Here is a 10722-nt window from a genome sequence, read left to right on the forward strand (position 1 = left end):
AACGAAGTGTGCCCACCACAGACCGCCGCGGCCGGAATGGTGGGCCCGCTGCGCTTGGCCCACCCTACGCGGGAGGGCGGCCCGGGGCGGGAGTTCAGAGATAAGGGGTCAGGAGTCGCGCGGCACCGTCGCGCAGGCGCAGCAGGATCGGACGGCGCCGGATTTCATCCAGCGTCAGTAGCCGGGACCTCTGCCGCAGTCCGCTCGCCCATTGGGCCAGGTCGTGGACCAGGTCGGGGTCGTAGCACTCCAGGTTGAACTCGAAGTTCAGCCGCAGGCTGCGCGGATCCCAGTTGCCGGACCCGAACAGCGCCCAGCACCCGTCGACCAGCATCAGCTTGCTGTGGTTGAAGGGTGGCGGCATCAGCCAGATCCGGCAGCCGCGTTCCACCAGTTCCGCCTGCAGCGGATTGCCGGCCCAGTCCACCAGACGGAGGTTGCTCTGCCCGGGTAGCAACAGGTCCACCTGCACGCCGCGCAGCGCCGCAGTCTTCACTGCCGCCAGCAGGCCGACATCGGGAAGGAAGTAGGGGGTGATGATGATCACCTGCTCGCGGGCCTCGGCCAGGGCCGCGAGCAGCGTGAAGCGCAGGACCTCGAAGTCCTCGTCGGGTCCGTCCGGAAGGCCGCGGCACGCCGTGCTGCCGGCAGGGTTTCCGGCCACTGACCACGCAGGCCCGTGAAGCGATTCGCCGGTGGTGAAGGCCCAGTCCTCCGCAAAGACGGCCTGGAGCTGCTGCACCACGGGTCCCTCGATACGGAAATGGAGGTCGTGGACGGGGTACCGTCCGGGATCCGTGAGGCAGTGCCCCCGCCGGATGTTCATGCCTCCCGTGAAACCGGTCGCACCGTCCACCACCAGCAGCTTGCGGTGGTTGCGCAGGTTGAACGAGGCGAAGCTGCGCGGCAGATGCACCGGCAGGAACGCGGCCGTGCGCAGCCCGAGCCTGCGGAGCCGCGCGAGCATGCTGCGCCGGCTGTAGCGCGCGCCGATGCCGTCGATCAGCACCCGAACCTCGACGCCGCGCTCGTTCGCCGCCTGCAGCCGTTCGGCGAAGACCTGTCCGATACGGTCGGTATCGAAGATGTAGGTCGCCAGCGCGATCCCCCGCCGTGCGCCGTCGATCGCCGCGAGCATCGACTCGTAGGCCTGGTCGCCGTCGAACAGCGGCGTGACCCGGTTTCCACCACTGACGGTGAACGGGCTGAGCGCGTCGCCGGATCCCAGCAGCCCCCGCCAGCGCTTGCTCAGTTCGGGGTCCACGGCGAGACTCGGGCTGGGCAGCGGCGACGGCGCGTGGCCCTCGCGCATGGCGCGGGCGCGCCGCTGGATGCGGTTGATGCCGAACAGCCAGTAGAGCACCGAGCCAGCGAGCGGCAGCAGGAAGATCAGCCCGACCCATGCGATCACCGTCCCGGTCTCGCGCCGCTGCAGGACCGCGTGCGCCGCACTCACAACGGCCACGAGGAACACGGCCACGGCAATGCCGCTGGCGATCCAGCCGGTCTCCAAATCCACGGTCCTCCTTTGGGGCGCCGCCTCGGCCGATGGCATGCAGGCGCAAGAGTGGCTACAGTACGGCGGCGCCGAGAGTCGGGCAAACCGCCGCTGCGGCACGGGTGTCCCGCCACGCACTGAGAGACCAAGTGACACAATGCCCGAGAATCTGACCCTCGATTTCCAGGACGCGGAGCAGCTTCCCTTGAGGGACTTTACGGAGAAGGCGTACCTGGACTATTCCATGTACGTGATTCTCGACCGGGCGCTGCCGCACATCAGTGACGGCCTGAAGCCGGTTCAGCGCCGGATCATCTACGCGATGAGCGAGCTGGGGCTCTCGGCGACCGCGAAGTACAAGAAATCCGCACGTACCGTGGGAGACGTCCTCGGCAAGTTCCACCCGCACGGTGACAGCGCCTGCTATGAGGCCATGGTGCTGATGGCACAGTCCTTCTCCTACCGCTATCCCTTCGTCGACGGGCAGGGCAACTGGGGATCGCCCGACGATCCGAAGAGCTTTGCGGCGATGCGCTACACCGAGTCGCGGCTGGCGCATTATGCGCAGGTGCTGCTCTCCGAGCTGGGCCAGGGCACGGTGGACTGGGTGCCCAACTTCGACGGCACCCTGCAGGAGCCGAAGATGCTGCCGGCGCGCCTGCCGAACGTGCTGCTGAACGGTGCGGCTGGCATCGCCGTCGGGATGGCCACGGACATCCTTCCGCACAACCTGCGCGAGGTCGCGGCGGCCTGCGTGCACCTCCTCGAAAACCCGCGTGCATCGCTCGACGAACTGCTGGAACACGTCCAGGGACCGGACTTCCCGAACGAGGCCGAGATCATCACCCCGCGTGAGGAGCTGCGGCGGGTCTATGCGCATGGTCACGGCTCGGTGCGCGCCCGCGCCCGTTACGAGCGGGAGAATGGCGACATCGTGATCACCGCGCTGCCGTACCAGGCCTCCGGGTCCCGCGTCCTGGAACAGATCGCGGCCCAGATCAACGCGAAGAAACTTCCGATGGTGGAAGACCTGCGCGACGAATCCGACCACGAGCACCCGACCCGGCTGGTGATCACGCCGCGTGGTCAGCGCACCGACGTCGAGTCGCTGATGGCGCATCTGTTTGCGACCACCGACCTCGAGAAGAGCTACCGGGTCAACATGAACCTGATCGGCCTCGACGGACGGCCGCGGGTCCGGGATCTTCGGGCGCTGCTGGAGGAATGGCTCGGGTTCCGTGTGCACACGGTACGCCGGCGGCTGCAGTGGCGGCTGGACAAGGTGCTGGCCCGGCTGCACGTGCTCGAGGGCCTGCTGATCGCCTACCTGAACATCGACGAGGTGATCCGCATCATCCGCGAGAACGACAAGCCCAAACCGGTCCTGATGGAGCGCTTCGGCCTCACCGACATCCAGGCCGAGGCGATCCTGGAGCTGAAGCTGCGCCACCTCGCGAAGCTCGAGGAGATGAAGATCCGCGGCGAGCAGGACGAACTGGCCGCCGAGCGCGAGCAGCTGGAGAAGATCCTCGGTTCGGACCGGCGCCTGAAGCGCCTGGTGGCGGACGAGATCCGTGCCGATGCCGAGACCTTCGGCGACGAGCGCCGCTCGCCGCTGGTCGAGCGCGCCGCCGCCCAGGCCCTGGACGAAACGGCGCTGGTGCCCACCGAGCCCCTGACCATCGTGCTCTCGAGGATGGGCTGGATACGCGCTGCAAAGGGCCACGAGGTCGATCCGAAGGGATTGAACTACAAGGCCGGTGACGGGTTCCTGGCCGCGCTCGCGGGCCGCAGCAATCAGCTGGTGGCCTTCCTGGACTCCACCGGGCGCGCCTACACGCTGCCGGCGCACACGCTGCCCTCGGCCCGCGGCCAGGGCGAGCCGCTGTCGGGGCGGGTCGCGGCGGCTGACGGCGGCCACTTCGTGGGTCTGGCCTCGGGCGGGCCGGAAGAGACGTGGCTCCTGGCGACGGACTACGGCTACGGGTTCCTCGCGCGGCTCGGCGACCTCTTCAGCCGCCAGAAGTCGGGGAAGACCGTGCTGACCGTGCCGAAGGGCGCCGGCGTGCTGCCACCCCTGCGCGTGCGGGATCCCGCGAGCGACCGTCTTGCGCTGGTGACCTCGGAGGGCTACCTGCTGATTGTGCCCGCGGTGGAACTGCCGGAGATGGCGCGGGGCAAGGGCAACAGGATCATCGGCATTCCAGCCGCGCGGCTCAAGGACGGCAAGGAACGGGTGGTGGCCGCGGAGGTGTTGCCCGCGGGCGGTACCCTGGTCATTCACTCGGGTCGTAGATTCAAGGGTATGGGGCCATCCGAGTGGGGCGGCTACGAGGCCGATCGCGGGCGCCGGGGGCACAAGCTGCCGCGCGGCTACCAGAAGGTCGACCGGCTGGAGGTCCAAAGCTGAGCGCGTCCCACTTGCATTTCCGGCGAAGAGCCCCATCTAATAGCCGCTGTTGCCGTTTCCTTGTGGAATTCCAGGAGCCAAAATGAAGCGTATCCTTCTGTTTTTGGGGACCAACCTTGCCATCATCGTGGTCCTCAGCATCGTGCTGCGCCTCCTCGGGGTGGAGCGCATCCTGGATCAGGAGGGCGTTGACCTCAATCTCAACGCCCTGCTGATCTTCGCTGCGGTGTTCGGGTTCGGGGGATCCTTCATCTCCCTGGCGATCTCCAAGTGGATGGCCAAGAAGACGATGAAGGTGCACGTGATCGAGAAGCCGCGCAATGCGACCGAGCAATGGCTGGTCGAGACGGTAAAGCGTCAGGCTCGCGAGGCCGGTATCGGCATGCCGGAGGTCGGCATCTACGATTCGCCGGATCCCAACGCCTTCGCCACCGGGATGAGCCGCAACAACGCCCTGGTGGCGGTCAGCAGCGGGCTGATGCGCAACATGGAACAGGGCGAGGTCGAGGCCGTGCTGGGGCACGAAGTGGGTCACGTCGCGAATGGCGACATGGTCACCCTGGCACTGATCCAGGGCGTGGTGAACACGTTCGTGATCTTCCTCGCGCGGGTCGCCGGTCATTTCGTGGACCGTGTGGTGTTCAAGAACGAGTCGGGTCACGGGCCCGCGTTCTGGATCACCACGATCGTGATGGAGATCCTGCTCGCGATCCTGGCGTCGATCATCGTGATGTGGTTCTCGCGCCAGCGCGAATTCCGGGCCGATCAGGCCGGTGCCCGCCTGGCGGGTCGCGACCAGATGATCGGGGCCCTGGAATCCCTGGCGCGCGCCTCGGGACGGCCAGTCGACATGCCGGACCAGATGGCCGCCTTCGGCATCCGCGGCGGCGTGAGGGAGGGCATCAAGCGCCTGTTCATGACCCACCCACCGATCGAGGAGCGGATCACGGCCCTGAAGGCGATGCGCTGAGCCGGACGCGTCCGGCCCACCGATTCCCGCGCCCCGCTTTGTAGGAGCGGCTTCCAGCCGCGATCGCCGGCCAGACCACTGTAGGAGCGGCTTCCAGCCGCGATCGCCGGCCCCAACACCGATCGCGGCTGGAAGCCGCTCCTACAGATCCGCTCCCACAGGTGCGCCGCGCGCAGCGGGCCTGCTAGGCCCCCGACCCCAGCACCCGATCGCTGACGAACGGATTGCTCTGCCGTTCCTGGCCGAAGGTGGACATCGGTCCGTGTCCGGGTACGAAGCGCGTGTCGTCGCCCAGTGGCCACAGCTTGCCGGTGATCGACTGCAGCAGATCGGTGTGGTTGCCGCGCGGAAAGTCGGTGCGCCCAATGCTCCCGGCGAACAACACGTCGCCCACCAGGGCCAGCCGGCTCGCCGCGTGGTGGAAGATCACGTGGCCCGGGGTATGCCCCGGGCACGCGTAGACGTCGAGCACCTGGTCGCCGACCCGGACCTGGTCCCCCTCCGCGAGCCAGCGGTCGGGCAGGAACGGTTGCACCTCCTCGGCCCCGAACATGCGCGACTGCATCGGCAGCTGTTCGAGCCAGAAGCGGTCGGCCTCTCCCGGGCCGACGATCGGGACCGACGCCAGCTCCGCGAGGGCCTGGGCACCGCCGACGTGGTCGAGGTGCCCGTGGGTGAGCAGGATCTGGCGCAGTTCCAGGCCGCGTTCGCGTGCGGCCTCAAGCAGACGTTGAGGAGAACCACCGGGATCCACCCAGGCGGCCTCCCGCGTCTTCTCGCACCAGATCAGGGTGGCGTTCTGTTCGAAGGCGGTGACGGGAATGCTGTGAAACGCAAGCATGGCGGTGGCCGTTCGAGGGTGGGACGACATTGTTGCAAAGCGAACCCGCGGCCGCCATCGCAGGCAGCGCAGGATTTTTTTTGCACTGCGGGGTTGACACGCAAGTCGATATATTAGAACATGCTCATACGTTGATTGGTTGCCCCCCGCAACCGTCAGCGTACTCCTCCATCCTCCTTTGGTGGTTAATTGGCGCGAACTTCGGTTCGCGCTTTTTTTTTGGGGGCATACCCCGGCAGGTCCGGCGCGCCCCGGACTCGCATATTCCGGAGGATTCTGATACCCCTGTATGCCGCCACTCGCGTAGTACCACTGGATGCTCCTGCGACTCAACAACCTGCGTAATGCCGTGATCGCCTTCGTGCTGTTGCCGCTGCTCGGGCTGCTGGTCGCGCTGGGGCTGCTGGGGCTCCGCGAATTCGAACAGCAGATGGAACTGCGCATGCAGGAGGACATCGAACTGGTGGCGCGATCCATCCGGCTACCCATTTCGACCGCGATGGTCCGCCGCGACGCACTGGACGTGCAGCAGGCCCTGGATTCCGCCTTCCAGCTCGAGCAGGTCTTCGGAGTCTACGTGTACGATTCCGACGGCCAGCTGGTCGCGACCAGCGGCCCGCGCAGTCCCTCGCTCGAGCGCCGGCGCGAGGCCCGCGTGATCACCGAGGGCGGAAGCCAGGGTGCCTTCGACGAGCGGCAGGGCCGCGAGGTCTTTTCCTTCTTCCTGCCGCTGACTGATGCCGGCGGCCGGATCATCGGACTGCTGCAGATCACGCGCGACGTGACCCGTTTCCAGGCCTACATTGCGCAGATGCGCTGGCAGGGTGGACTGGCGATCGGGCTGCTCGCAGCGGTCTTCCTGATGGTGGTGCTGATCGGACACTACCGCGCAGTCGGCCGGCACGTGAGCCGGCTCGTGGATGCGATGCGGCGTGTCGGGGACGGGACCCGTGGCCTGCGCGTGCCGGAACAGGGTCCGCAGGAACTGCGCCTGCTCGCGACCACGATGAACGAGATGATCCAGCGTCGCGAGGATTCGGAACGGGCGCTGGAGGCGCAGCGTGCCCGGCGCGCGGAACTGGAGGAGAAGCTGCGCCAGTCGGAGAAACTGGCCGCGATCGGTCAGCTGGCGGCCGGTGTTGCGCACGAGCTGGGCACGCCGCTTGGAGTGATCGGCGGACGTGCGCAGAGGGCGCGCCGCGGATTGCCCGAGGATTCGCCGGCCAGCGCGGAAATCCGCAGCCTGCTTGGGGAACTGCGCCGCGTGGAGCACATCGTGCGTCAGCTGCTGAACTTCGCGCGCCGCAATCCGCTGAACACGCGGGAGATCGTCGTTCCGGCCCTGGTAAGCGACGTCGTCGCCAGGGTCGGGGTTGGGGCCGGGCGTCGGGAAATCGAGATCGAGACCGGGCCCGGCAACAGTGCTGGCGAGGACAGTGCACTCGTGCTGCGCGCCGATCCGGCCCGGCTGGAGCAGGCGCTGGGCAACCTGATCGAGAATGCAATCCACGCGGGCAGCCAGCGGGTGCGCGTCGACTGGCGGCAGGTCGTGAAAGACGGGCGGCCCATGGTGGAAATCGGGGTGGCCGATGATGGCCCGGGAATCGCGGAAGAGGACGTGGACCAGATCTTCGAGCCCTTTTTCACCACCAAGCCAGCCGGGCAGGGCACCGGCCTGGGGCTCGCCGTCGCCCATGCGGCGGTCGAGGACCATGGTGGCGACCTGCGGCTGGACCGTGAATGGCAACCGGGCGCGCGCTTCGTGATCACGCTGCCCGCGGCAGAAGGGGAGGCGCGATGATGGACGCTCGCGTCGAAGAAAGGGTACTCGTGGTCGAAGACGATGGCGGGCACCGCGAGCTCCTGCAGCAGGAACTCTCGGACGCGGGTTACCAGGTCACCGCAGTAGCCAGCGCCGAGCAGGCGCTCACGCTGCTGGGCGAACGGAGCTTTGGGTTGGTGGTCAGCGACCTGCGCCTGCCGGAGGCGGACGGTTTCGCCGTGCTGGAGGCCGCGCGCACGCTGGTACCGGCACCGGGCTTCGTCATGCTCACCGGCTTCGGCACCATCGATCAGGCGGTCAGTGCCCTGAAGGCGGGAGCGGACGACTTTCTGACCAAGCCTGTGGATCTCGAACACCTGCGGCTGGCGGCGCAGCGGGTGTTGCAGACCCGGCAGCTGCGCGCCGAGGTGCAGCAGTATCGGGAGGTGCTGGGCGAGCGAGGCTTCCACGGGATGCAGGGAAAGAGTCCGGCAATGCTGCGCCTGTTCGACCTGATCCGACGTATCGCTCCCTCCGACGGGAGCGTCCTGATCACCGGGGAGTCCGGAACCGGCAAGGAACTCGTCGCCAGGGCGCTGCACGAGGAGAGTCCCCGTGCGCAAGGACCGTTCGTCGCCCTGAACTGCGCCGGCATCCCCGAGACCCTGCTGGAATCCGAGCTGCTGGGGCATGCGGCGGGCGCCTTCAGTGGTGCCAAGGGGGCGCGCAGGGGCCTGTTCCTGGAGGCGGACGGGGGCACGCTGTTCCTGGACGAGATCGGCGAGATGCCGGCTTCGATGCAGACCAAGCTGCTGCGCGTGCTCCAGGACGGTCGGGTGCGGCCGGTCGGCGCCAATGACGAGATTGCGACGGATGTGCGGATCATTGCGGCCACGCACCGGGATGTCGCCGAGCTGTTGGCCGAGGGTCTGCTGCGCGAGGATCTCTTTTTCCGGCTGGAGACCTTTCGCATCGAGGTTCCGCCCCTGCGCCAGCGCGGCGAGGATATCGCCCGGCTGCTGCACACCTTTCTGCACCGTCACGCCCTCGAGCAGCGGGGGGCGGTCAGACGGCTCGAGCCCGAGGCCATGCGGCGACTCCTCGGCTACCGCTTTCCCGGCAATGTGCGCGAGCTGGAAGGCCTCGTCGAGCGGGCAGCCACCCTGGCCCGCGACGGGTTGATCCGGCTGGACGACCTGCCCGAGCGGGTCCGCGCGGACGTGTCGGCCCGGGAACCGTCCGTGGCGGGGTCTGGGGGCGAGGCGCGGCAGGACGAGGACTGGGAGACGCTGGAGGAGCTCGAGAACCGTTACATCCGGCAGGTACTCGCCTTCACCGGCGGCAACAAGCAACGTGCGGCGCGCATCCTTGGTATCGGACGCAAGACGCTCTACCGGAAGCTGGGCGACGAGCTGTGACCCGCTGGACCGTAGCGATTCGACACATGTGGCGGATTGCACCGTGCGACTCAGATCGGAGGGGTCCTCCGGAGCGGAGGGAGATGGCCATAAGCCCTTGATCCGGTGCTCCCCGGTATCGGACTCAGGTTGTTGGCACGGTTGCTGCTTTGCAAGGGTCTGCAAGCAACGCAACTCCTGAGGAGCACTTGATGACGATTCGCAAGACTGTACTGACCATTGCCCTGACCGCCCTCTTCGCCGCCAGTGGTGCCGCCCTCGCGCAGGACGGCGGCCAGCCGTCCTTCGGTGAAACCACGCCGCCCTCCGCAGCCATGACCGACCAGACGATCGACACCTTCGTGGACGCCTTCGTCGCGGTGCAGGGAATCCGCGAGGACTACACCGAGCGCCTGCAGGACGCCTCTGACGAGGGCGAGGCCCAGGGGCTTCAGCAGGAGGCCCAGGAAAAGATGATGCAGGCCGTGGAGGCCTCGGGCATGAGCGTTCAGGAGTACAACGAGGTGGCCATGGCGCTGCAGAACGATCCGGAACTGATGGAGCAGGTCCAGGAGAAGGCGATGGACCGCATGTAGGTGCACACGGGTACCTCGAGTCCCGGAATCGCCGGTCCCTCGCGGGCCGGCGATTCTCGTTGTGCACCTTGAACCCCTGGCGCGGGTCGGTTACTATTTCGCGCTTTCCGAAACGCCCCGCATCCGGAGCAACAGGCATGAAGACCATCAGCGCCAAGCCGTCAGAAGTCGAACGCGACTGGTACCTCGTGGACGCGAACGGCAAGACCCTCGGCCGGCTGGCCACCGAGATCGCGCGCCGCCTGCGCGGCAAGCACAAGCCCGTGTACACGCCTCACGTGGACACGGGGGACTACATCGTTGTCGTGAACGCCGAGAAGATCCGGGTTTCCGGAAAGAAGGCCAGCGACAAGATGTACTATCGCCACTCCGGCTACCCCAGCGGCCTGAAGCAGGCGAACTTCGCGCAGATGATTGAACGCGCCCCGGAGCGCGTGCTGGAACTGGCGGTCAAGGGGATGCTTCCGAAGAACCCGCTGGGTCGAGCGATGTTCAAGAAGCTGAAGGTCTACGCGGGCAGTCAGCATCGGCATGCCGCCCAGCAGCCCCGGCCGCTGGAGATCTAGACCCTCGCCGAACCGTTTACGTCAAGGACAACGCATTCATGGCAATGAACCAGAACTATGGCACCGGCCGCCGCAAGACCGCATCCGCGCGGGTCTTTCTCCGTCCGGGGAAGGGCGACATCATCGTCAACAACAAGGCGCTGGATGACTACTTCGGCCGGCAGACCTCGCAGATGGTGGTTCGCCAGCCGCTGGTGACCGCGGAGGCGGGGGACCGCTTCGACGTGATCGCCACCGTGCAGGGAGGCGGCGCCAACGGCCAGGCCGGCGCCATCCGCCTCGGCATCGCTCGCGCGCTGGTCGAGTACGACGAGGGCCTGCGCTCGCCGATGCGCCAGGCCGGCTTCATGACCCGCGACGCGCGGGAGGTGGAGCGCAAGAAGGTAGGCCTGGCCAAGGCCCGTCGCGCGAAGCAGTTCTCCAAGCGCTGACGTCCCGGGCGGGGACCACTCCCCCGGCCCGCCGAATTGGGGGATCGTCTAGCGGTAGGACTACGGACTCTGACTCCGTCAACCCAGGTTCGAATCCTGGTCCCCCAGCCATCTACGAAAGAGGCCCCTTCATGGGGCCTTTTTCGTAGATGATTGAAGCTGGCCAGGGTTCGAACCTGCAAGGTTCGAGCGCGAAGCGCAGCGGAGCCAACGTCCGCGCGCAGCGCGGGCGGCCCGAAGGGCGAGGCCGC

At 67.3% G+C, this 10722-nt stretch carries 9 protein-coding genes and 1 tRNA gene; 8 read left to right on the top strand and 2 right to left on the bottom strand.

All coding sequences use genetic code 11. The features are described 5' to 3' along the window. Positions 1 to 94 precede the first annotated feature (94 nt). On the bottom strand, positions 95 to 1519 hold the full coding sequence (locus ACESMN_RS12050) for a phospholipase D-like domain-containing protein (RefSeq protein WP_373053849.1): 1425 nt from the start codon (positions 1517 to 1519) through the stop codon (positions 95 to 97). A gap of 136 nt (positions 1520 to 1655) precedes the next feature. On the opposite strand from ACESMN_RS12050, the gene parC reads away from it, so the two are divergent. Then, on the top strand, positions 1656 to 3908 hold the full coding sequence (parC, locus tag ACESMN_RS12055) for a DNA topoisomerase IV subunit A (RefSeq protein WP_373053850.1): 2253 nt from the start codon (positions 1656 to 1658) through the stop codon (positions 3906 to 3908). An 82-nt stretch (positions 3909 to 3990) separates the two neighbouring features. Next, a complete protein-coding gene (gene htpX / locus ACESMN_RS12060; RefSeq protein WP_373053851.1) occupies positions 3991 to 4878 on the top strand; it encodes a protease HtpX in 888 nt (295 codons plus the stop codon). A gap of 184 nt (positions 4879 to 5062) precedes the next feature. Here the strand turns inward: htpX and ACESMN_RS12065 are convergent, their stop codons facing one another. Further along, positions 5063 to 5719: an MBL fold metallo-hydrolase gene (locus ACESMN_RS12065; protein ID WP_373053852.1), complete on the bottom strand. Its 657-nt coding sequence runs from the start codon at positions 5717 to 5719 to the stop codon at positions 5063 to 5065. A gap of 316 nt (positions 5720 to 6035) precedes the next feature. Between ACESMN_RS12065 and ACESMN_RS12070 the strand changes: the two genes are divergently transcribed. The 6 genes from ACESMN_RS12070 to ACESMN_RS12095 all read left to right on the top strand — a co-directional run bounded on the left by ACESMN_RS12070 (position 6036) and on the right by ACESMN_RS12095 (position 10582). Then, positions 6036 to 7520 (top strand): ATP-binding protein, encoded by a 1485-nt coding sequence (locus ACESMN_RS12070; protein WP_373053853.1) that lies wholly within the window; start codon positions 6036 to 6038, stop codon positions 7518 to 7520. Then, positions 7517 to 8899: a sigma-54-dependent transcriptional regulator gene (locus ACESMN_RS12075; protein ID WP_373053854.1), complete on the top strand. Its 1383-nt coding sequence runs from the start codon at positions 7517 to 7519 to the stop codon at positions 8897 to 8899. Before ACESMN_RS12070 ends, ACESMN_RS12075 begins: the two co-directional genes overlap by 4 nt. A 191-nt stretch (positions 8900 to 9090) precedes the next feature. Continuing rightward, positions 9091 to 9474: a DUF4168 domain-containing protein gene (locus tag ACESMN_RS12080; RefSeq protein ID WP_373053855.1), complete on the top strand. Its 384-nt coding sequence runs from the start codon at positions 9091 to 9093 to the stop codon at positions 9472 to 9474. 137 nt (positions 9475 to 9611) lie between these two features. Beyond that, complete coding sequence (rplM, locus tag ACESMN_RS12085; RefSeq protein ID WP_373053856.1) at positions 9612 to 10040, top strand: 50S ribosomal protein L13; 429 nt, start codon at positions 9612 to 9614, stop codon at positions 10038 to 10040. Positions 10041 to 10078: 38 nt separating this feature from the next. Then, positions 10079 to 10471, top strand: coding sequence for a 30S ribosomal protein S9 (gene rpsI / locus ACESMN_RS12090; protein ID WP_373053857.1), 393 nt, complete (start codon positions 10079 to 10081; stop codon positions 10469 to 10471). Positions 10472 to 10508: 37 nt separating this feature from the next. Continuing rightward, positions 10509 to 10582, top strand: a tRNA-Gln gene (locus ACESMN_RS12095). Positions 10583 to 10722 lie beyond the last annotated feature (140 nt).

It is taken from the genome of Thioalkalivibrio sp. (assembly GCF_041690275.1).
In the GTDB taxonomy this organism is placed as follows: Bacteria; Pseudomonadota; Gammaproteobacteria; order Ectothiorhodospirales; family Ectothiorhodospiraceae; genus Thioalkalivibrio.

Excerpts from the sequence above, each read along its gene's own strand:
- rplM (WP_373053856.1), top strand. The coding sequence starts at position 9,612 with ATGAAGACCATCAGCGCCAAGCCGTCAGAAGTCGAACGCGACTGGTAC.
- rpsI (WP_373053857.1), top strand. The coding sequence starts at position 10,079 with ATGGCAATGAACCAGAACTATGGCACCGGCCGCCGCAAGACCGCATCC.
- ACESMN_RS12080 (WP_373053855.1), top strand. The coding sequence starts at position 9,091 with ATGACGATTCGCAAGACTGTACTGACCATTGCCCTGACCGCCCTCTTC.
- ACESMN_RS12070 (WP_373053853.1), top strand. The coding sequence starts at position 6,036 with ATGCTCCTGCGACTCAACAACCTGCGTAATGCCGTGATCGCCTTCGTG.
- htpX (WP_373053851.1), top strand. The coding sequence starts at position 3,991 with ATGAAGCGTATCCTTCTGTTTTTGGGGACCAACCTTGCCATCATCGTG.
- ACESMN_RS12075 (WP_373053854.1), top strand. The coding sequence starts at position 7,517 with ATGATGGACGCTCGCGTCGAAGAAAGGGTACTCGTGGTCGAAGACGAT.
- parC (WP_373053850.1), top strand. The coding sequence starts at position 1,656 with ATGCCCGAGAATCTGACCCTCGATTTCCAGGACGCGGAGCAGCTTCCC.
- ACESMN_RS12065 (WP_373053852.1), bottom strand. The coding sequence starts at position 5,719 with ATGCTTGCGTTTCACAGCATTCCCGTCACCGCCTTCGAACAGAACGCC.